Here is a 21,476-nt window from a genome sequence, read left to right as displayed (position 1 = left end):
CAAAGTTCGACTATAGAATCCAGTGTTCGACTATAGAACACCATGCGGCGGCCGCAGACAGAACTCGACGAAGTGAGGAAAGCCCGTGCAGTTCCACCACCACGGTTACGTATCCGGTGACCCGCGTATCAAGCCAGCAGCCGGCGTCGGCATCAACCGTCCGGAGGAGCTGCCCGAGAACATCGACGTGCTCATCGTGGGCTCCGGCCCCGCCGGCATGCTCACCGCCGCCCAGCTCTCCCAGTTCCCCGACATCACCACCCGCATCGTGGAACGACGCGGCGGCCGCCTGGAAATCGGCCAGGCCGACGGCATCCAGGCCCGCAGCGTCGAGACCTTCCAGGCCTTCGGCTTCGCCGAAGCCATCACAGCCGAGGCCTACCGGATCACCGAGATGGCGTTCTGGCGCCCGGACACCGAGAACCCCAAGAACATCATCCGCGGCGGCCGCGCCCTGGACGACACCGTGGGCATCAGCGAGTTCCCCCACCTGATCGTGAACCAGGCACGAGTGCTCGACTACTTCGCCGAGGTCGCCAAGAACTCCCCCACCCGCCTGGTCCCCGACTTCGGCTGGGACTTCCAGGGTCTCGAGGTGGCGGAAAGCGGCGATTACCCCGTCAAGGTCACCCTGGTGCGCAGCGCGGGCAAGGATGAGGGCACCACGCGCATCGTGAACGCCAAGTACGTCGTTGGCGCCGACGGCGCACGCTCCAAGGTCCGAGCCTCCATCGGCTGCACCATGGCCGGGGACCAGGCCAACCACGCCTGGGGCGTCATGGACGTGCTGGCATCCACCGACTTCCCGGATATCCGCCTCAAGTGCGCCATCCAGTCCCACGACGGCGGCTCCATCCTGCTGATCCCGCGCGAAGGCGGGCACCTCTTCCGCATGTACGTCGACCTGGGCGTGGTGCCCGAGGGCGACAACGGCGCGGTACGCAAGACCAGCATCGAGCACATCATCGAGCAGGCCAACGCGATCATCCACCCCTACACGCTCGAGGTTCGCAACGTCGCCTGGAGCAGCGTCTACGAGGTCGGCCATCGCCTCACCGATCGCTTCGACGACGTATTGCCGGAGGACCGCGGCACCCGCAACCCGCGCGTATTCATCACCGGGGACGCCTGCCACACGCACAGCGCCAAGGCCGGACAGGGCATGAACGTCTCCATGCAGGACGGCTTCAACATCGGCTGGAAGCTGGCCCATGTGCTTGAGGGCCGCAGCCCCGAGTCGCTGCTGGCCACCTACTCGGCCGAGCGCCAGGTGGTGGCGAAGAACCTCATCGACTTCGACAAGGAATGGTCGACACTGATGGCCAAGAAGCCCGAGGAATTCGAGAATCCCTCGGACCTCGAGGACTTCTACGTGCGCACCGCCGAATTTCCCGCGGGCTTCATGACCGAGTACGCGCCCTCCATGCTCACCGGCGAGGCCGTGCACCAGGAGCTGGCCACCGGGTTCCCGGTGGGCAAGCGCTTCAAGTCGGCCATGGCATCGCGCGTCTGCGACACCAACCCGATGCAGCTGGGCCACCACGCCACCGCCGATGGCCGCTGGCGCATCTACGTCTTCGCCGATCCCTCGGCCCCCGGGGCCGATTCCCCGGTGGGCGAGCTGGCGCAGTGGCTATCCACCGCGCCCGAGTCGCCGCTGGCGGCCACCCCGGCGGGCCTGGACATCGACGCTTGGTTCGACGTGAAGGTCATCTACCAGCAGAAGCACGAGGACATCGACATCAACGCCGTCCCCGCTGTTTTCAAGCCGGAGGTCGGCCCGTTCAAGCTCACCGAGTACGAAAAGGTCTACGGCACAGTTCCCGGCAACGACATCTTTGATGTACGCGGACTCTCCCGCGACGGCGTCATTGTGGTGGTCCGCCCGGACCAGTACGTGGCCAATGTGCTGCCGCTGGGCGCGACCGACGAGCTCGGCGAGTTCTTCGCCCGGATCCACTCGGGCGCGCGCGTCTAGCCACAACCCGAACCGAACCACCCGATTCGCGCCAGCGGATCACCAGAGGTAGTGCCCGCGGCCGATGGCCGCGGGCACTACCTGTTTTGCAGGGGGCACGTCTGATCGTCGACGGCGCCAGCCCGCTTTGGCGGCGACGTCAGCCGGCAACCAGTCCCTTCCCCAAAACCCTTCATTCGATCTGCCGAAAGCCGCAGACCCGGCATGGTTCCGCGATACGTTGGAAGCAGCGCGAACCGGCCTGGACTCGCATCGCCGGACGAGCAGGAATAATCCGCAAATTACATGTGTTTGCATGAATACTGGCGGACACAACCGCTGGACCCACTGAAAGGAAGCACCCATGCAGAGGTTTGAAGGCAAGTCAGTCATCATCACCGGCGCAGGCTCCGGCCTGGGACGTGCCGCGGCCATCCAGATTGCCAAGGAGAAGGGCAAGCTGGCGCTGGTCGACCTGAACGCCGCCGGGCTGCAGGAAACCGAGCGGGAGATCCGGGACATCGCACCGGACGCAGAGATCATCTCGGTGACCGCAAACGTCGCCAACGAGTCCGAGGTGCAGAACTACGTCGCCGAAACCCTCAAGAACTTCGGGACCATCGACGGCTTCTTCAACAACGCCGGCATCGAAGGCAAGCAAAACCCCACCGAGGACTTCGGTTCGGACGAATTCGGCAAGGTCCTGTCCATCAACCTCGCCGGCGTCTTCTACGGGCTCAAGCACGTCCTGAAGGTCATGAGGGAGCAAGGTTCCGGCGCCGTCGTGAACACTGCGTCGGTCGGCGGCATCCGCGGCGTGGGCAACCAGTCCGGTTATGCTGCCGCCAAGCACGGAGTGGTCGGCCTGACCCGCAACTCCGCCATCGAATACGGCCAGTACGGCGTGCAGATCAACGCCATCGCCCCGGGCGCCATCATGACCCCCATGGTCGAGGGATCACTCAAGCAGATCGACCCGGAGAACTGGGAAGCCGTGGGCCAGGCCTTTGTCGAGCCGAACCCCATGAAGCGCTTCGGCAAGCCGGAAGAGGTCGGCCAGCTGGTCGCCTTCCTGCTTTCGGGCGACGCCGGGTTCATCAATGCGGCGGTCATCCCGATCGACGGCGGCCAGTCCTACAAGTACTGAGTCCCAAGACCGGATCCCCGGCAGGCCCCGCGGTGATGTCACCGCGGGGCCGTGCCGTGCCCGCGGTCCCACAGCCCGTGCTCAAGGGCGAAGAGCGTGGCCGAGACGCGATTTGATGCCCCGATTTTCAGGTAGATATGTTCCACGTGGTTGCGTGCGGTCTTCGGGGCGATGACCAGCGCCGCGGCAATCCGCCGGTTGTCCATGCCGCGGCAGAGCAGGCGCAACACCTCGATTTCCCGACCGGTCAGGCCCGCCGGACCGGCGGAGCGCCGCCGGTGTGCCAAGGGCGTGCCGGCCGCGGCGAGCACGGCATCAACGGCCGACGCATCGAGCCTGCCTGCCGCGGCCTCGGAGCGAAGCCGCTCACCGGCCGCCCGCGGGCCCAGCGCCTCCCGGTGCGGCCGCGGCTCGAGGTAGGTCTGGTGGGCCTCGGCAGCGGCGAGCAGTCGCTGGGTCGGATCCAGCTCGGACCCGGTCCTCCCCTGCGGATAGCCCGAGCCGTCGAGCCGCTCCCGGTGGGCGCCGGCCACCTCGGCCACCCGGCGCATGCCGGGCACCCGCGCCAGGATCCGTTCGGTGAGGAACGGGTACATGGCCAGGTGCTCCAGTTCCACCGCCGAGAGCGGCCCCGGCTTGTCCCAGACCGCGTTGGACACCCCCATCCGGCCCAGGTCGTGGACCCAGCCCGATCGGCGCAGCACTACTGTCTCGACCGGGTCCAGGCCAAGGCGTCCTGCGGCCGCGGCGGCGAGCGTGGCCACCGCCCGCGAGTGTCCCGTCGTCCACGGGGATTTCAGGTCGGCAAAATCACCCATGGCCTCCAGCACGGAATCGAGCCCGGCGGCATCCAGCGGTTCATCGGCCGGGGCGGAGGCCAGCACCGCGGGCCAGGGATCGCCCAGCATCAGGCCCCGGGACAATTCCGGGGCGCGTGCGCAAAAAAGGTCGGCGATCTCCGGGTCGAACTGGGTGCCGCGGCGTGCTGCGACCATGGCCACCGCCGCGTCGATGCCGCCGGAGCGCAGGAAGACCTCGGCCGCGTCGGCGAGCTGTGCGATGCGCATCTCCAGCGGGATCTGTGTCCCGGATTTCCCCGCGGGAAGTCCCAGGCCGTCCCAGCGCTCAAAGGTGTGGGCAAGGATCGAGGGCAGGTCCCCGTCCAGCCCCACCCGCGCCGCCAGCTGGCCGGCCGAGGTGCAATGCGAGGCAATGAGGTCCCTGACCGCTGTCTTCGCCCCGAGAGCGAACCGCGCTCGTTCCAGGACCCGCCGCCCGCCGGCATGTTGCGAACCGGTGTGGCGCAGCATCAGCGAGAGCATGGGCAAGCCCTGTGCATCGATGAGGTAGTAGTCGGAGCGGAAGGCGATGTCGTCGTCGAAGAGCGCCGCAAGTTCGAAGGAATCCGCGTGGCAGCCGATCCAGGCCAAGAGGTTCGCGTGGTAGATGCGCTCGCGCGCCGGCTTGTCGACGCCCAGCTGTTCAGCGATCCGCAGGCCCAGCAGCGTCGCGCGCATCATGTGTTCCATGGGCTGGCCGAGCCCCAGGTCGATGGCCAGTGAGAGTGCGGCGAGCAGTTCGCTGCGGCGCGGGGCGCCCGCCCCGGCCCGCGCGGCCGAACCCGCGGACCCCGTGACCGCGGGGATCCGGTCGAAGCCGCGCGCGCCCTGATCCGCCACGCCTTCATTCTACGGCCGCAACCCGCCTCGGGGCCGTGGAGGGGAAGACGAGACTGGTGTCGGCCACGAACACGCCGCGCTGCGGCAGCCAGGCGTCGGCGAGATGCTCCTGGACGGGGAGCGGCTGCGGGATCCCGGCGTCTACTCCGTCGACGGTGGCGACCGAGGCGCGAACCATCCACACCCGCATCGGGCGAGCGCGGAAGGACTGCCCGTTGGGCACGCGCCCGGCCAGCCCCATTCTCCCGGCGCGCAACACCGGTCCCATGACCCTGCCCATGGCGCCGAGCATGGCATCGCTGCGCCACAGCGCGTCGGGCATGGCACCGGCCACCGCACCGAGCATCTTCGTGGCCGGGGTCGAGGCCAGGTCCAGCTGCCAGTCCAGCACTCCGGGAACCGAGACCTCCAGGCGTGCGGGCCCCGTCCAGCGGGCGGATACCGGTGCGAGCACCGCCTCGTCCACGGCCGCCCCGAAGAAGCGGGCGCAACTGGTCTCCGGCGGGGCGTCGGCGTAGATGCTCCAGGTCCCGCCCGGCCGGCGCAGCCACACCGACCGATAACCGGGGCCGAAGGAACTGCGCGGGAAACGCCGGTAGGCCAGGTAGTGGCCGCTGCTGAAAGGCAGGCCCATGAGCGCATAACCTGCCAGGCGTTCGGCGTCCCCGGGCGGCAGCGTTGCTGTGGTTTCGGCGCGGTGCGCGTAGTGCTGCGGTGTCTTGTCTTTCACGGCGGTCTCCTTGGCTTGTTTTCACAGCCTAGAAACTCCGCGCCCGCGGCGCATGGGGCCGGTGCCCCATGTTTTGGGCGGGCGCTCAGCCTTCCTTGCGCCGAACCATCTCGTTGATCCAGGCCGGCGCGAAGGGCGAGGTGCAGTTCGGCGGCGTCGGGTAGTCCTTGAGCACCTCGAGGCGTTCGCCGATCCGAAGCGCCCGGGCGCGAAGCGCTGGATGTTCGATGCCGATCGTGGCCAGGGCCTGGTTCATGGCCCACTGCAGACGCTCCGGGGCGTCCTTCATCTGCGCCTCGATGACATCCAGCAGCCCCGGCAGGTCAAGGCCCTCGGGCTTCTTCGCGATCCGTTCGCTGGTCAGCGCCCACCCGGCGCTTGCCACCACGGGATCGGCGTCGGCCATCCAGGCGGCGCGCAGCTCCTCGGCGTGGGGGCTCTTCTTCACCACGTAGTTCACGAGCCAGTCGTGGACCTTCGGGGCGCCGGCCTCGCGCAGCATGGTGTCCAGCGTGTCGCGGCCGAAGGCCCTGGGCCGGCAGATGAGCAGCGCCAGCAGCCGCGCCGGGGTCTGCCCGGTTGCCCAGAGTTCCACTGCCAGCTCCTGCTGGGTCTTCAGCCGCTTGGCCACGGCCCGCAGCTTGGAGAGGTTCACCCCGTGGTCGTCCCCGCGCTTCTCGTTCACGGCGCGCATTTTCGGGTCCTCGAGCGCCGCCAGCTCTGCCAGCAGCCCGTCCACGGTCGTTTCCGACATCCCAACCTCCAGCTGTTCGTGTGTGTGGCTTCCAGTCTACGAAAGTTGTTCCCCCGACGGGTCCGGGCCGACGCGGCAACTGCGGCGGGCCGATCACCCGTGGCCCAAAACCATGCGGCAGAATGTTTAGGCGGGCAGGCGCAGGGTTTGCCGTCGTCGAGAGGACTTCATGGCCGGTTTCATGCACAGGACCCCGGGGTGGGTGCGTCCCGTCTTGGGCGCTGCCCTGGCGGTTCTCGGGTCTGTCCTTGCGCTGCATTCGGCCGCATCCATCGAGGTGTTCGTGGTCCTGGTCTCCGCCGGGCTGGTGGCGCTGGGCGTTGCCCGGATCGCCGGGGCCCTGGGCCGGGACGGGGACGGAGAGGGAACCTGGCCCTGGCTCGAGGGGGGCAGCGGTGCGCTCCTGGTCGTTGCGGGCATCGCTGCGTTGCTTTGGCGCGGCACCACGCTGCCCGTGCTCGCGGCCTGCGTGGCCGTGCTCCTGCTGGTCACCGGCGCCACGTCCCTCGCCGCGCTGTTCCGCAAAACCCCGGTCCACCGCGCCGCCGCGCTGCTCGGCGGCATGGCCGCGGTGCTGGCTGGCCTGCTGGTGATGTTCTGGCCCCGGCTGACGCTGTGGGCCTTTGGCGTGGTCTTCGGCGGCTGGCTGGTCTTCGCCGGCCTGCACATGCTGGTGGGATTCCTGGCCCGGCGGCGGGGACCCGGGGGTCGCGCCGGGGGCCGGTGGCGGGAGTTCGGCAGGGTGGCGGGTTCCGCGGTGGCGTTGCTGATGGCCGTGGCGATGGTGGCCCTGACCGCGTTCATCCATGCCGGGGACCCGAGGCTGGTGCCCGATGCGTTCTACACCCCGCCCACCGACGTCCCCTCCGAACCCGGCAGGCTGCTGCGCGCCGAGGTGCTGGGTTCCGGGGTCCCTGCCAACGCCGAGGCGTGGCGCATCCTGTATACGACGACGAACCCGGACGGGTCGCCGGCCGTCGCCTCCGGCTCGGTGGTGGTGCCGCGGGACCGCGGCGAGGCGCCGCTGCCGGTGGTTTCGATGGCGCACGGGACCAAGGGCATAGTCCCGCGCTGCGCCCCTTCCCTCTCGCCGCAGCCATTCGAGGACGGTCCCGCCGCGGCACTGCGCGAGCTGGTGTCCCAGGGCTGGGCCGGGGTGATGACCGACTACGTGGGGCTGGGCACCGCCGGCCCGCACCCGTACCTGGTGGGCGAGGCCGAGGGGCGCAACGTGCTCGATGCGCACCGGGCCGCCCGCCGGCTCGAGGGGATCGCGCTGCGCGGGGACGCCGTGATCTGGGGACATTCCCAGGGCGGGCACGGTGCCCTGTTCAGCGCAGCCATCGCGCGGGACTATGCCCCGGAGATCGGGGTGCTGGGTGTCGCGGCACTGGCCCCGGCCAGCAACCTGGAGGATTTGGCGCTGGGGGTGAAGGACGACGCGGCGGGCAAGGTCGTGTCCTCCTACATTGCTGCCTCCTGGGAGGAGCTTTTCCCCGCGCTCGGCGTCGGTTCCTTGCTGACACCCGGCTACGCCGGAGCGGTCGAACGCATCGGCGAACTCTGCTTTGGCGGCCGCGACGCGCTCTCGGCAATCGTTGGCGGCACGCAGCTCTTCGACGCGGTGCTTCCCGCCTCGGCGCTGCACGGACCGCTGGGCGCGAAGCTGAGGGAAAACTCGGTGGCGATGGACATCGGCTACCCGCTCTTCGTGGGCCAGGGGCTGGCCGACCAGCTGGTGAAACCGGGGATGCAGCGCAACTGGGTTGCCGCGCGCTGCGCGGCGGGGCAGGAGATGGAGTATCGCGAGTATCAGGGACTTGACCACATGCCGCTGGTGCAGGACGACTCCCCGTTGATCCGTGACCTGGTCGCGTGGGCCAATGACAGGCTTCAGGGCCGGGAACCGGTGGACACCTGCCCGTAGCGGGCCGACCGCCCGAAACCCGGGCCGGCTTGCTCAGTTTCCGCCGGCAAGCCTCCGGGCTGCCGCCACGTAGCGGTCCGTGACCATTGACTGGGCGGCCGCGGTCACCGGGGAGCCCAAGCGGTAGATCCCCGGCGAAGGCCGCGAGACGGCCTTGAGCTCCAGGTACACCGCGCCGTCGGGCTCCAGCACGGCGGCGAAGGATTCCTCGCCGGTCTCCGGGTGCCCGGCCAGCGTGCCATAGGCGAAACCGCGCCGAGTGGCGGACTCGATCAGCCGAACAACGCGGCAGGGAGCCTCGATGCGTGCGGCTCCCAGGCCGATTCCGAGCCGGACGCGACTGGCCAATTGGACCATCGGAGTGTCGGCGCGCACCCGCAGGCCGGCGGCCTCGTGCAGTTTCCAAGACATGATCCCCGAGGCCAACGCCTCGAAGGCCGCTTCGCCCTGCCCCACGCGCTCGCGCACGTGAAGCGTCCGGAAGCCGGCGGGTGCCGGGACGGCGTCGGTGATTCCAGCCTCGGGGTAGTCCAGGTCGTTGAGCACTCCGAGGCGGAAAAGCCTGCGGCGTGCGGCCAGTTCCGTCGGCCGCTGCTTATCCAGCGCGAGGCCCGCCATTGTGAGCGCCGCCTTTCCGCCGAGGCGGGCGGGCAGGGGAATCCCGGCCAGGGTCGGGCGCCGCAATCCCAGCATCCGCCGGTGGTTTTCGGGCAGGGTAGCGACAACCGCGGCAAAGAGCAGCTTGTAGCCGGGCAACACGGCGGGGTCCAACGGCGGGTTTTTCAGGAACGAGACGACCTCGGCGACCCGGGGACCGCCGGCCAGTTCGTCGCGGGCCTCGTAGCCGGCGATGGCTTCGCGGAGTTCGGCATCGCTGCGCGGAGGGTTGGGCACTCCCATGAGTTCGCCCGCCTTGGCCCATTCGCGAACATAGGCGTCGGCACCCTGCGGGACGGGTCCGGAAAAGATCTCGTGGCTGCGCAGGAAGGCATCGGCGAAGGCCAGGTGCACCCAGGTTGCGAGCCCCGGGTCGTTGGCCGCATACTCGCGTTCTTCCCCGGTGCCGGCGAGGTAGCTCCCGGTGACGGCTTCGTGGCGGCGGGCCACCCAAGCGCAGGCCGCGTCGGCAGCTGCGGTGTCGCCGTGAGTGAGAGTGAAGATCCAGCGGATCGTGCCTGCAAGCCTGGCCAGCGGATCCGATTGGTAGTTCGAGTGCTCGGCCACCCCGGCGAGCGCCCCCGGGTGGAGGGCCTGGGTCAGCAGTGCCCGGATGCCAGCGGCGATCGGGCTCATCCCGCCGTGCACCACCCAAACCGCGGAGTCGTGCGGGAAGTACCCCGCATCATCCCCGCGGTCCAGCTCGCGTTCCCACACCGGATCGTAGTGTTCCTGGGCGGAAAAGGTCTGCTGCAGCTTGCGCCGAAGTGGCTCGAACATCTCGGTCTAGCCGATCTGCAATTCGCCCATTTCGCCCCAGGAATCGCCCTCAACCTTGCGTGAGATGATCTTCGGGGTGGCCACCAGGGCCGGACGCATGGCTTCCAGACCCGCCTTGAAGTGCTCGGAGTTCACGTGCTTGCCGGCGGCATCGTCGTCCAGGAACGCTTCAACGAGCACGAACTCGCTGGGGTCTTCGACGCTGCGGGACCAGTCGAACCAGAGGTTCCCGGGCTCCTTGCGGGTGGCTTCGGTGAACGGGGTCACCAGGTCCATGAATTGGGCGGTGTAGTCGGGCTTGGTCTGGAATTTTACAACGATGAAGTACATGCCATCCAGCCTACCGATTCCGGATCATCCGCGCTCTACGAGGCCCTTCCAGCCCAGCGCCGCGCGTTCGGCGGCGGGCAGCGAGGCGACAACCAGGTCGTACGAATCCTCGATCATCGCCAGCATGGTTTCCTCATCCAGCCCCGGCACCACGGTGTTCCAGTGCTTTTTGTTCATGTGGTAGCCGGGGGTGATCTGCTCGTTGGCGGCCCGCAGCTGCTCGGCGAGCGCGGGATCGCACTTGAGGTTCAAGTTCAGCTGCCCGCCGCGGTGCATCAGCAGCCCGAACATCTTGGCGCGGCCGCCCTGCTTCCCGGCAACCTTGAACACCGCCGCGTCCTCACCGAAGGGGAAGTCCTCGAAGGCGCCGGGCATCGACAGCAGCATCCCGCGCCATGATTCGTATTCCACGTTGCCAATCCTAAGCCCGGTGGGCAGGAAATTGCCCGCCCCCCGGTGGTTCCCCGCCGTGGCAGGCGTGGGTTGGATCGTGTGGAACTACAGGTAGGGGTACTCAATCTTCGGACAGGTGTCCATAACGACTTCCAAGCCGGCTTCCTTGGCGCGCCTGGCGGCGGCTTCGTCGATGACGCCTAGTTGCAACCACACGGCATCGGCACCCACGGCGATGGCTTGGTCAACAATGTCGCCGACCCTTTGCGAGTTCACGAAACAGTTCACAACGTTGATGTGCCCCGGGATTTCGTCCAATCGCTTGTACCCAACGTTGCCCAGAACGCTTTCGCCGCTCAGGGACACCGGAATGATTTCCATGTCCAGCTGATCCTGCAGGAATCGAGAGACTCCCGGAGCCACACGACTCGGGTTGTTGGTCAGTCCGACCACGGCCCACCGCGCCGGGGTTTGCAGAAGTCGACGAATCACTGCCGGGTCATTGACGTGCCGCTGGCCTTGTTCATTGCTCATGCTCCTAACGCTACCGCGACAGTACGGGGCCCGCACCGTAGGAATATTCTGCGCCCGGATCCAATGTTCGGAATGAATGGAAATCATGCCGAACATTCTGGGAATGGTGCGTGACGGTCTCAGCTATCCCAGGTCTTGCGGTCGGCAACGGGATCGCGGTCCCAAGGAGTTGGGAGCACGCCGTCAATGTACTCCTTAAACCACGTGCGAACCTCATCCGATTGGTAGGCATTTTGCAAGGCCTTGCCTTTCTCAGTTTCGGCGAATCCAGGCTTGGCAGCTACGACGCAGATAAATGGCAGCGCGTCGGCATCCTCTTCAAAGAGCAGCGCATCCTGTGGCGTGAGGCCCAGCTCTGCGCCAAGCCGTACGAATAGGAAGCCTGCGTCAACGTCTGGCAGGGTCTTGGAGAGCGACTGCTGGTCGACTTCCGTGAAGGAAATGCCCTTCGGATTTTCCAAGATGTCATTCTGAGAGAGATGGATCACGCTCTTGTTTTCGTCAACCTTGAGGACCCCTGCCTTGGCCAGCAGCGCCAGTGCACGCCCATTGTTGGCCGGGTCGACGGGAATGGCGATCTTGGCACCCTGTGGCAATTCATCGATGGTCTTGTGCTTCTGGGAATACAGTCCACCGGGCGATCCATACATGTAGAAAGCCGTTTCAACGTCGATGTCCTTATCCTTGGTGAACTGAGCGAGATAAGATGCGTGCTGGAAATAGTTGGCATCGTATTCACCGTTCGCTACGGCAAGGTTCGGCTGGACGATGTCAGTGACATACTTGACCTGAACTTCCCAGCCCTCGGATTCCAGAACCTTCTGGGCGATTTTGGTCGGTTCCTGATAAGGGGCCGATTCGGTGACGATGAGTTTGATGGTCATGTTCTCTGCCCCCGTGGCAGCATTCCCGGTAAGGCCACAGCCTGTCAACACGGCAAGACCGGTTAAGGCGCTTATGCCCAGGGATCCTTTGATAAAGGTGCGTCGTTCCATTGCCAATTCTCCTAACTCTGCCGAGGCCCGCACACCCCAGGTCTGCGTGCTACACGACGGTTTACTTAGACGTTCCAGGCTTTTAGATCCGCTGCGGGATCTCGGTCCCACGGAGTGGGCAACGCACCGTTGAGGTAGCCCTCGAACCACTCACGGACCTCGTCCGAGTGATAAGCCGCTTCAAGCGCCTTACCCTTTTCAGTAGCTGAAAAACCCGGTTTGGCCGCAACAAGATTGATGAACGGAAGTGCGTCCTCTTCCTTTTCAAAGAGAAGGGCATCCTCCGGATTAAGTCCGATCTCTGCGCCGAGGCGAACGAAAAGGAAGCCCGCGTCAACATCCGGCAGAGTCTTGGATAACGACTGCTGATCGACTTCGACAAAATTGAATTTTCGCGGGTTGTCCAAGATGTCGGCCTGTGAAAGGTGAATCAGGTTCTTCCCCTCGGTCAGCTTCAACAGTCCGGCCGTCTGCAAAAGGGCCAGAGCTCGTCCGTTGTTGGACGGATCCACGGGAATCGCGATCTTGGCACCTTCGGGAAGGTCACCGATTTTCTTGTGTTTCGCCGAGTACACACCCGCTGGTGATCCGTACATGTAGAACGCGGTTTCCACCTCAAGGTTCTTGTCGGTGGTGAATTGCTCAAGATAGGCGGCATGCTGAAAGTAGTTCGCATCGAATTCGCCATTGGCCACGGCGAAGTTCGGCTGGACGATATCGGTGACGTATTTGGCTTCAACCTTCCAGCCTTGGGACTCCAGGATTTTTTGGGCGATTTTAGTCGGTTCCTGCGTTGGGGCCGACTCGGTGACAATCAACTTAATGGTTTTGTTGTTGCCGGTCGCGGCGGTTGAAGCCCCGCCGGTTAGTCCACACGCCGTAAGCGAGGCGAATGCACCGAGACCAAGTGCTCCGGCAAGGAAAGTACGACGCTGCATGATGCTTCTCCTGAAATATTTGCAATGATTTGGTGGCCTATGAAGATCCGGCGGTTCTTCATGGGTAATAGTTCTGCTGAGGCGGACGTTATGTGATGGACGGAACCGTCGTCGCATCGCCAATGGCGTTAAGACCCTCCGGGAGGGTTCCGTTGATGAAGTAGTCACCAATCGCTCGGGCACGGAATGCGATTGGATTGTGCGTTGCCACAGTCTGCGCGTTCCGCCAGTGGCGGTCCAATCCCTTTGAGGTGCTGGTAGCCGAGGCTCCCCCGGTTTCGAAGAGTTGCTGCGCAGCGCCGATCGCCAACTCCGGAACAGAGACTTGCGCTTGTTCCACGGCCAATTCGGCCAGATGCCCTTCAAACGTCGTTGGGCGATGACCGTTTTCATCTGGTTCCTGCCCAACAGCCGCATCAATGGCGATATCAAGGGTTCGCGCCGCAGCCAGCACGGTGGCCTCTGCTGTAAACGCTTTCGTGGCGATGCGGCCAACGGTTTCCTGGATCAGGGGATCGTTCCTGAAGGGCAATCCCGATCCGGTGTTGAAGGTGCGGGCCCGTTTGGCGACCGACTGCGCCGCATCATCCCGGGCAGCGCGGGCGATGCCTGCGAGCACCGCCAGCAACACCAATTGGAAGAACGACGCTTCGTGGGTTGCTTCCGCGCCGCTGGCCTCGCGGCCAAATATGTCGACGGCATCCACGTGGACGTTCTCAAAAATAGTGGTGCCCGTGCCGGTCAGCCGTTGGCCAAAACCATCCCAGTCATCGATGACTTTCACGCCGGCTGCCTTGGTTTCAACGACCGCAAACACACGTCCCGGCTTTCCCTGAAGGGCTGCTGAAACGCGCGTGTAGTCGGAAAAAATGGTGCCCGTGGTGTAGAACTTTTCACCGTTTAACACCCACGCCTCATTCTCGTAGGACAGCACCGTGTTGAGCTGGCCGAGCGCATTTCCGCCGCGTTCGGTGGATGCATTTCCAACAGTTTTTTCCGGCGGCCGCGAGTTCATACCAACTTCGTCGGATGGGCTCGTCCTGCCACTGCAGGGACTCCACGAAGCCAAAGTGTGATCGATACAAATGGGCAACGTTCGAATCCGCGGCTGCCAGATCAATGAGAAGGCGCGCAAAGGTTTCGATACTGACGCCCGCGCCACCGTACGCCTGGGGTACCCGCAGCGCTCCAAACCCCGCTTCATCCAGCCACGCGACTTGTTCGAATGGGAGGATGCGTTTGAGATCACGTTCCCGGGAGCCTTCGGCAATCCGCGAAAAGAGTTCGGCAAATCGCGCGCGTTGGGTCGAATAATCGGCGGCAACAATTTCGGATGCCTTCAAAGTAATGGTCATGCTGGATGCCTTTCAGGAACTTGCTGTGACCGCGGCGAGATTTTCATTGGCTGCCGAGAATTGGGTGAAGGCTCCGCGGAAAGCGGCTGCCGGGTGTGAGGCCTCGAGCGTCGCTTGTCGCCCAAAGACCTTCTCGCGCAAAGTGCCTGGCGCATATTCGGTTTGGGCAAGGCCGCGGGCTCGCAATTCGGGCACCACACCCTCGATGAAATCCGTGTAGGAGCCAGGCAGAATCTGGTTGATGATGTTGATGCCGTCGGTTCCTGCGTCCTGCCACAGTTCGAGCTGATCAACGATTTGTTCAGGGGTCCCGGAGATCTGCATGGACTTCGCCCGGTACCGGGCGAGATCGGCAATCGTGGGGTTACCTCCCGGAACCGAAGCGCGAATGGCTTCAAGCACACCCTTTCCGCCCTCTGTATCGATTTCACCAAGTCGGGTGTCCAATGGCCTGCCGCCGAGGTCAATACCGAGCCCTCCGCCTATGTGCGCAACCACGGCGTCCAGGTCGAGATACTCGTCATAGTCAGCTTGCTTGCGCAAGACCTCTGCTTCTGTACTTCCCACTACGAAGGAGAGTCCGGCAAAGATTTTCACATCGGATGCTTCGCGCCCGGCGTCAACTGCCAGTTTCCGAATGACCTCAGAGTTCTTGCGAACGTTTTCGGGGTTCGGCGCGAAAAGGAAGGTGGCTTCCGCGTTGGCGGCCGCGAACGATCTGCCACGTGGAGAACTCCCGGCTTGAAAAAGAAAGGGGGTTCGCTGCGGGCTGGGTGAAGACAAGTGCGGGCCGTCAATTGAGTAGCGTTCTCCCCGATGGTAGATCTTGTTCACCAAGGCCGGATCAGCGTGGATTCCTGCAATTTTGTCGGCCAGCAACGCGCCGTCTTCCCACGAGCCTTCCCACAGCTTGAACGCAGCCTGAACGTATTCTTCGGCCCAGTCATAGCGGTCTGTGTGTTTGGCTAGCCTGTCAGCCCCAAAGTTGCGGTGTGAATTCTCCAGCACGCTTGTCACGATGTTCCAGGCAACTCGACCGCTGCTCAGGTGATCGAGCGTCGAGAGCTGACGTGCCAACTGGAAGGGATCGGACTGGATTACCGAGGACGTGAAGGCCAGCCCGATTTCTTCGGTCACTCCTGCCAGGGCCGAAGCAAGCACTAGCGGGTCATTGGACGGCACCTGCAGTCCGCGCTTGATGTGCGATGCCCAGCCCCCGTCGTGGTCGCCGTAGAGCCCAACAACATCCGCAAGGAAGATTGCATCGAACCTTGCGGCTTCCAGGTCCTTGGCCAGATCCACCCAGAGCTTGAGCTCGTTGAAGCGATGTTGTTGTGCCTCGGGGTGGCGCCATTGGCCACCAAGGATGTGGCTGGTGGTGTTCATCAGGAAGGCGCTCAACAGCAGGCGCGGTCGCCGTGAAGTACTCATGGTTGGGGTCTCTCCAAAAGAAGCAGGTCGGTTCAAGAAGGGCGATGGTTACTGTCGCTTGTCCAGACGGGATGCGATGCGGGTGCCCGAGATCTGCACAATTTGGACCATCAGAATCATCAGCACGATGGCGACGACCATCATGCCTGTTTCATATCGGTAGTAGCCATAACGGATGGCAAAGTCACCGATGCCTCCCCCGCCGACCAGTCCCGCCATTGCCGAATAACTGATGAAACTCACCGTCATGATCGTGATCGAACCAATCAGTGCAGGCTTCCCTTCCACTAGCAACACGTCGCGGACGATCTGGCCGCGGGTCGCACCCATGGCCCGTGCAGCTTCAACGACGCCGCTGCCGAGCTGCGTGAGATTCTGTTCAACGAAGCGTGCAAAGTAGGGAATCGCGTTGATCGTCAGCGGGACAATCACGGCTGCCGTACCGATGGTTGTTCCAACGACGAACCGGGTGAAAGGAATGATCGCGATCAGCAAGATCAGGAACGGAAAGGACCGCATGGTGTTGACGAAACCATCGACAATGCGATGCAGCTTCGGCCGGGGTCGGAGGCCTTGGGGGGCCATTGAATAGAGCCAAATACCCAAGGGCGTTCCCACCAGGATCGCGATGGGGATGGACACGACGAGCATGGCCAAGGTCTGGCCGATTGCCGCGGCAATTTCAGGCCAAAGCTCGATAACGCGGTTGAGGTCGAAGGCCGCTGCACCGCTGCCGTTGGTGGAGGAAGCAGGCACGCTGACGGCCGCAGCAAACTTAGACAAGGGAGGCCTCCTTCAAAGGTGCGCCGAAGCTTGCGGATTCGGTGCCGCGGACCTGGCGCTTGCGGTCCAAGGTGATGTCATCGGAAATGAGGTACCGGCCGATGGCGGTCGCCGGTGTAAACGAGGGATTCCGAAGTGCGCTGATGTCGAATTGTTCGACGACTCGGCTTTCTTCCATGACGGCGACGTTATCGGCGATTGCCTTGACGACGTTCATTTCATGCGTGACGATCACGGTGGTGATTCCCAACTGGGCGTTGATGTCCGAAAGGTACTGCAACACCGACGCAGTGGTCCGCGGATCCACGGCTGATGTCGGCTCGTCGCAAAGCAATACCTTTGGCTCGGTGGCCAGCGCACGGGCAATGGCCACGCGTTGCTTCTGTCCGCCTGACAGCTGTCCCGGATATGCCTTGGCTTTGTCGGCCAAGTCCACAATTGCCAAGGCTTCGTGGGCGCGGCGGCGGCGTTCTTTCTTGGCTACTCCCGCGAATTTAAGGCTAAGCTCGACATTTTCAACGGCGTTGCGGTTGTTCAGGAGGTTGAAATGTTGGAAGATCATCCCGATCTGGTGCCGAGCCCTGCGCAATTCCTCGTCGTTCAGCGACGTAAGGTCCGTACCGTCAACCACCACGCGGCCGTTCGTCGGGCGCTCCAAGAGATTGATATTGCGAAGCAACGTTGATTTGCCCGCACCGGAAAATCCAATGATTCCCTGGATCGATCCCCGCGGGATTTCCAGCGAGACGTTGTCCACCGCAGTGAAGGGTGCCTCCGCCGGAGGGAAAACTGTTGACACGCCTTGAATGCTGATCATGTCCTACTCCTCTCGGTTCACCCGAGGAACGCCGCGACATGGCAAATCAGTCAAATACGTGCGTAAGAACGAAAGTATTCGGCGGACCGCGCAGAGTTTGGCTATCTCCATCGGTCCTGGCGGTAGCACCGGATCCCAAGGACGGGAGTGGTTGCTGCGGCGTCAACGAGCCAGGTCTCTCAGCCGCTCTGGATGGTGTGTGTTGGCGTTGGTCGATTGCCAACGCCGAACAGTTCAAGTGTGTCGCAGAATCTTCGATCGAACCAAGACGAATCGGGCTCCTGTGAAACAAATCGACTCACAGAACGATTCTCGCGCTTGATTTGCTTCATGAACCGTTATAAGTCGGAAGATGAAGCGTCGATCCGCCCTACCTTGCTTCATGATTGCGTCATGTTGACAATGCGCCCCACGCGCGCGCCCCGGTCTTGCCGAGCCAATTCCAGCCCATAGGTGAACGCTCGTCCGAGCACCACCAAGGTTCGCCACCCGTGGGATTTGCGAAACAACCGGTGACCCACTGCTGCGCCACCCGCGACGGCGACAAGGATTGCGCGACGTCAAAGACACCCGCGGCCGTCACCATGTCCGATCGCTGCAGACCGAATTCCGAGGGCAACCGCGCGGCGACCAACGGGCCAATTTTCGTGGTTACCCCATGGATCGCCAGAGGTATTTACACGATGACCCGCAACCGCCCACAGCAAACCCGCAGGTACCGGGAGCCGCGTGGGCGGAAGGTACCTGCGGGTTCATCGTCGTCGGCTCACTTGGCCAAATAGCCACCATCGACCGGCAACGAAACGCCGGTGACGTAAGTATTGGTGGCACTGGCAAAATAACCCACCGCTTCGGCAACGTCTTCCGGCATCGCCACTCGACCCAGCGGAATCGCTTCGGAGACCGCTCGCTCCGCGGCCATGGGATCCTCGTGTCCGGCCAACCAGTCCTCAAACATCTGGGTACGTGTCATCCCCGGGGCCACGGCATTGACCCTGATGTTGTGCGGTGCAAGTTCCACCGCCGCGGCCCGTGTCAGCGCCAGCATCGCGCCCTTGCTCGCGCTGTAGATCCCCATGGTGGGAACCCCAATGCTTGCCAGCCGCGAGGTCACGTTGATGATCGCGCCGCCACCGGCACCACGCATGACCCGCCCCGCAGCTTGGAGACAGAAAATCGCCGCGAAGGTGTTGATTTCAAAGGTTTCCCGCACCTCCTCCTCCGGGGTGTCGAGTAGGGAATTGATGTGGTCAATGGCCGCATTGTTCACCAGAACATCAAGCCTTCCGGTGCGTTCGAGCACCGTGTCCATCAATGACTGCGCGGCACCCGAAGCGGTCAGTTCAGCCCGCACGAAGAAGCCGGACTCGCCGAGTTCTTCGGCCACCTGCTCTCCGCGTTCCTCATTTCGTCCGGTCACCACGACCTTCATTCCATCTGCCACCAGTCGTCGGGCAATCTCGATTCCGATTCCCGAGGTGGCGCCGGTAACCAGTGCGACGCGTTGGTTTTCTCCCACTGCGCTCTCCTCCTTCACTTCGCTGTTTGTCCTACTTTTTTGCGGGACCGATCAATTCCTGGCCCGGGCGGCTGTCGCTTAGGGGCGTCCCGCCCCCACCAGCCTTTCACCAAGCTTTCGTCGCTGCTGGTCGTCGCTGCCTGGAATGACGTTGCCCCGAAGCGAACGCCCCGCGGTCTCCTTGAAAGTGAGCACCGAAATCAGCCCGATCACGCCCGCAGCCATCAGGTACCACCCCGGTACCAGCGAATTTCCGGTCGCACCGATCAGCGCCTCGTTGGCCACCGCCGCGGTGCCGCCGAAGACGGCCGTGGACAGGTTGTAACCAATGGCGAATCCGGAGTAGCGCACCGAAGTCGGGAACAACGCGGGCAGCGTCGAGGAGATCGTCGAGAGCAGCATGACCAGCAAGAGACCCAGGGTGCCGATGCCAACGATCTGCCCCCACAATCCGGCCGACTGCATCAATTGCACCGCCGGCACCGAAAGCAGCACGAAGCCAATGCTTGCGGTCACCAGCAGCGGTTTACGTCCAATCCGGTCGCTGAGTGCCCCCAACGGCACGATCAATGCGATCATCACCAGCTGGATGAGAACCAGCGTCATGTTGGACTCCACCGAGCCATGTCCCAAGGTCGTCGTCAGGTAACTGGGCATATAGGTCAGCACGAGGTAGAAGGCGACGTTGACCAGCACGATAAAACCGAAGAGCTTGAAGAGCTGACCGGGATACTTGCGCAACAATGTTCCCAGTGCCTGCGGCGCGGTGCTGACTTCGTTGTCCTTGGAACTGTCCTCGGTAAAGGTTTCGGATTCCTCAAGGTGGCGTCGCATCCACAATGCAATCCCCCCAAGCACGAGGGTGAGTGCGAAGGGCAACCGCCACCAGCCAGCCATCATGCCTTCCTCGCCAACCACCAGGGTCAGCCCGGTGCACAGGATCGCCGCCGCGCTGAAGCCGGCCAAAGTGCCGAATTCAAGGAAGGAACCATAGAAGCCACGGCGGTTATCCGGGGCATGTTCGCTCATGAACACCGCGGCTCCGGCGTATTCGCCGCCGGCGGAGAACCCCTGGACCATGCGCAGCAGGACCAGCAAGACCGGAGCCAGGTAGCCGACCTGGTCAAAGGTGGGCAGGGCGGCGATGCACGCGGTGGACACACTGATCATCACAATGGTGAAGATCAAGACCTTCCGTCGGCCAATCCGGTCACCGAGCGGGCCGAGCACCATGCCACCGAGCGGACGGATGAGGAAGGAGATCGCGAAGGTGGAAAAGGCGAGGATTCGAGGCAGGGTTCCCCCTTCTTCACCGAAGGTGAAGAACAGTTGGGAGATGTACACAATCAGGTACCCGTAGATCCCGTAGTCGAACCACTCGATCGCGTTTCCTATTGCCGATCCGGCCACGGACTTCCGGGCCTGCTTCAGTTCTGTCGGGCTGAAATCGGCTTCGAGTCTCAGGGCAGGCGGTTGGGTTTGGCTGGTCATGGTGTGCTCCTTTGGCGGCCTTAATTAATGGGAGGGAGTCGGTGCGTTGTTTGAGGCATGGCGCAGTGCGAACAGTGCATACGCGCGGGCGGCGGTAAGCAGGTCATCGATCTCCACCGATTCGTTTGGCTGATGGGCCTGGGTGTTGATTTCCCCGGGACCGAGGACCAGGGTGGGGACCTGATGGTGCTCGGCCATGTAGCCGCCCTCGCACGAAGCTGTCCAAATGCCGAGCTCACCGGCGCCGGAGACATCGCGGACTGCCTGGCGCATACCGGCGACGACGGCGCTGTCCGCGTCGGTGAGGAACCCGGGCATCTGCATCTGCAGCTGGCCGCGGACGGTGATCTTCTCGCGCCCCGGCATCGAAGCGGTCTGCAGGCGCTCACGGATGCGATCCAGCAGATGTTCAAGGATAAGGTGCGCGTCCTCGCCGGGCAGCAGACGCCGGTCAAGGCTCATTTCGCAGGTGTCGGGCACAATCGAGGTTCCGTGTCCGCCGGCGATGGTTCCGATATTCCATGTTGCGGCCCCAAGCACCGGGTGGGCGGCCGCCGCCAGTCGCTCCGTGTCCTGGCCTATTTCGGCAATGATCTCTGCCGCGGCCTGGATGGCGCTGGCCCCGTCGGCCGGGCGTCCGGCATGGGCGCTCGCCCCGGTAATCTGCAGGCCGAAATTCGCAGCTCCCCGACAGCCGACAATCGCCACCAAGTCGGTGGGTTCGGCGACCACGCAGCCCGTGTACGAGCCAACGGGCTCGGTGGCCACGTAGTGTGCGATGCCGATCGCGTCGGCTTCCTCATCCACGGTGCATACCAAGGACAGCGGCAGCTGCGGATGGTGCGCATGGACAGCGGCCATGGCCGCGATCACCGCGGCCAGGCCACCCTTCATGTCCGTCGCGCCGCGTCCTATGAGCCGCCCCTGCTTCTCTCGTGGCGTGAAGGCATCGGCGTCCCAGCCGTGGCCGGCCGGAACAACGTCGCTGTGACCCAGGAAAAGCAGTCCCCCGCCGGTTCGGTCCCCGCCGAGATGAGCCGTCAGGTTGGCTCGTCCCGGGGCAACCTCGTCGAGGTGCACAATCGCACCGAGCCCGGTGAGCACCCGATCCAGGATGGCCACGGTGGCTGCTTCGGTGCCACCGGGGTTTTCCCCGCCGGCGGCAATCAGCTCTCCGGTCAGTTCGACCAGGCGGGCCCGGTCGATCTCGGCCAGCACGCTGGTCTCCAGCGGCCTCAAGGGTGCGGTAGCCATCCGGT

The 21,476-nt window shown here is 64.0% G+C and carries 20 protein-coding genes and 1 riboswitch; of the genes, 3 read left to right on the top strand and 17 right to left on the bottom strand.

Translation table 11 applies throughout. The annotated features are described in order from the left end of the window. Window positions 1-85 precede the first annotated feature (85 nt). Window positions 86-1,978: an FAD-binding monooxygenase gene (locus tag ABD687_RS15320; RefSeq protein WP_302263165.1), complete on the top strand. Its 1,893-nt coding sequence runs from the start codon at window positions 86-88 to the stop codon at window positions 1,976-1,978. A 343-nt stretch (window positions 1,979-2,321) separates the two neighbouring features. After that, window positions 2,322-3,104 (top strand): SDR family oxidoreductase, encoded by a 783-nt coding sequence (locus ABD687_RS15315; RefSeq protein ID WP_264269848.1) that lies wholly within the window; start codon window positions 2,322-2,324, stop codon window positions 3,102-3,104. A 38-nt stretch (window positions 3,105-3,142) separates the two neighbouring features. Here ABD687_RS15315 and ABD687_RS15310 read toward each other — a convergent pair whose 3' ends face one another. From ABD687_RS15310 to ABD687_RS15300, 3 genes are all read right to left on the bottom strand, one after another. After that, on the bottom strand, window positions 3,143-4,783 hold the full coding sequence (locus tag ABD687_RS15310) for an HD domain-containing phosphohydrolase (protein WP_302263167.1): 1,641 nt from the start codon (window positions 4,781-4,783) through the stop codon (window positions 3,143-3,145). 4 nt (window positions 4,784-4,787) lie between these two features. After that, window positions 4,788-5,513: a hypothetical protein gene (locus ABD687_RS15305; RefSeq protein WP_310289893.1), complete on the bottom strand. Its 726-nt coding sequence runs from the start codon at window positions 5,511-5,513 to the stop codon at window positions 4,788-4,790. A gap of 85 nt (window positions 5,514-5,598) precedes the next feature. Continuing rightward, window positions 5,599-6,267 (bottom strand): DNA alkylation repair protein, encoded by a 669-nt coding sequence (locus tag ABD687_RS15300; RefSeq protein ID WP_310289896.1) that lies wholly within the window; start codon window positions 6,265-6,267, stop codon window positions 5,599-5,601. Between the two features lie 181 nt (window positions 6,268-6,448). On the opposite strand from ABD687_RS15300, the gene ABD687_RS15295 reads away from it, so the two are divergent. Next, a complete protein-coding gene (locus ABD687_RS15295; RefSeq protein ID WP_310289898.1) occupies window positions 6,449-8,194 on the top strand; it encodes a lipase family protein in 1,746 nt (581 codons plus the stop codon). Window positions 8,195-8,227: 33 nt separating this feature from the next. Here the strand turns inward: ABD687_RS15295 and ABD687_RS15290 are convergent, their stop codons facing one another. From ABD687_RS15290 to ABD687_RS15225, 14 genes are all read right to left on the bottom strand, one after another. Further along, window positions 8,228-9,631, bottom strand: a complete 1,404-nt coding sequence (locus ABD687_RS15290) for a DUF1990 family protein (protein WP_310289901.1) — start codon at window positions 9,629-9,631, stop codon at window positions 8,228-8,230. A gap of 6 nt (window positions 9,632-9,637) precedes the next feature. Further along, entirely contained in the window at window positions 9,638-9,961 is a 324-nt protein-coding gene (locus ABD687_RS15285) for a putative quinol monooxygenase (protein ID WP_264269842.1), read from the bottom strand. A 24-nt stretch (window positions 9,962-9,985) separates the two neighbouring features. Next, window positions 9,986-10,372: an MmcQ/YjbR family DNA-binding protein gene (locus ABD687_RS15280; RefSeq protein ID WP_310289904.1), complete on the bottom strand. Its 387-nt coding sequence runs from the start codon at window positions 10,370-10,372 to the stop codon at window positions 9,986-9,988. A gap of 87 nt (window positions 10,373-10,459) precedes the next feature. Further along, the gene (locus tag ABD687_RS15275) at window positions 10,460-10,888 is read right to left on the bottom strand and encodes a CoA-binding protein (protein WP_302263172.1); all 429 of its coding nucleotides are present in this window, start codon (window positions 10,886-10,888) and stop codon (window positions 10,460-10,462) included. A gap of 119 nt (window positions 10,889-11,007) precedes the next feature. Then, a complete protein-coding gene (locus tag ABD687_RS15270) occupies window positions 11,008-11,883 on the bottom strand; it encodes a MetQ/NlpA family ABC transporter substrate-binding protein (RefSeq protein ID WP_302263173.1) in 876 nt (291 codons plus the stop codon). Between the two features lie 65 nt (window positions 11,884-11,948). After that, entirely contained in the window at window positions 11,949-12,821 is an 873-nt protein-coding gene (locus ABD687_RS15265; protein ID WP_310289908.1) for a MetQ/NlpA family ABC transporter substrate-binding protein, read from the bottom strand. An 88-nt stretch (window positions 12,822-12,909) separates the two neighbouring features. Beyond that, entirely contained in the window at window positions 12,910-13,836 is a 927-nt protein-coding gene (locus tag ABD687_RS15260; RefSeq protein ID WP_344761005.1) for an acyl-CoA dehydrogenase family protein, read from the bottom strand. Next, on the bottom strand, window positions 13,736-14,176 hold the full coding sequence (locus ABD687_RS15255; protein ID WP_344761004.1) for an acyl-CoA dehydrogenase family protein: 441 nt from the start codon (window positions 14,174-14,176) through the stop codon (window positions 13,736-13,738). The genes ABD687_RS15260 and ABD687_RS15255 overlap by 101 nt, the downstream gene beginning before the upstream one ends. Before the next feature lie 12 nt (window positions 14,177-14,188). Further along, window positions 14,189-15,607 (bottom strand): NtaA/DmoA family FMN-dependent monooxygenase, encoded by a 1,419-nt coding sequence (locus ABD687_RS15250; RefSeq protein WP_310289913.1) that lies wholly within the window; start codon window positions 15,605-15,607, stop codon window positions 14,189-14,191. Window positions 15,608-15,655: 48 nt separating this feature from the next. After that, window positions 15,656-16,390: a methionine ABC transporter permease gene (locus ABD687_RS15245; protein ID WP_302263176.1), complete on the bottom strand. Its 735-nt coding sequence runs from the start codon at window positions 16,388-16,390 to the stop codon at window positions 15,656-15,658. Continuing rightward, window positions 16,383-17,207: a methionine ABC transporter ATP-binding protein gene (locus tag ABD687_RS15240; protein ID WP_310289915.1), complete on the bottom strand. Its 825-nt coding sequence runs from the start codon at window positions 17,205-17,207 to the stop codon at window positions 16,383-16,385. The genes ABD687_RS15245 and ABD687_RS15240 overlap by 8 nt, the downstream gene beginning before the upstream one ends. A 104-nt stretch (window positions 17,208-17,311) precedes the next feature. Continuing rightward, a riboswitch (SAM riboswitch) is annotated at window positions 17,312-17,406 on the bottom strand. A gap of 567 nt (window positions 17,407-17,973) precedes the next feature. Further along, window positions 17,974-18,726, bottom strand: a complete 753-nt coding sequence (locus ABD687_RS15235; protein WP_302263179.1) for an SDR family NAD(P)-dependent oxidoreductase — start codon at window positions 18,724-18,726, stop codon at window positions 17,974-17,976. A gap of 78 nt (window positions 18,727-18,804) precedes the next feature. Further along, window positions 18,805-20,217 carry an MFS transporter gene (locus ABD687_RS15230; RefSeq protein WP_302263180.1) on the bottom strand — a complete coding sequence of 471 codons (1,413 nt, stop codon included), beginning with the start codon at window positions 20,215-20,217 and terminating at the stop codon, window positions 18,805-18,807. A 24-nt stretch (window positions 20,218-20,241) separates the two neighbouring features. Next, on the bottom strand, window positions 20,242-21,471 hold the full coding sequence (locus ABD687_RS15225; RefSeq protein WP_302263181.1) for a M20 family metallopeptidase: 1,230 nt from the start codon (window positions 21,469-21,471) through the stop codon (window positions 20,242-20,244). Window positions 21,472-21,476 lie beyond the last annotated feature (5 nt).

It is taken from the genome of Paeniglutamicibacter sulfureus, assembly GCF_039535115.1.
Classification (GTDB): Bacteria; Actinomycetota; Actinomycetes; order Actinomycetales; family Micrococcaceae; genus Paeniglutamicibacter; species Paeniglutamicibacter sulfureus.
Note: the sequence above shows the minus strand (reverse complement) of the source record. Positions and strands in the feature narration are given on the sequence as shown.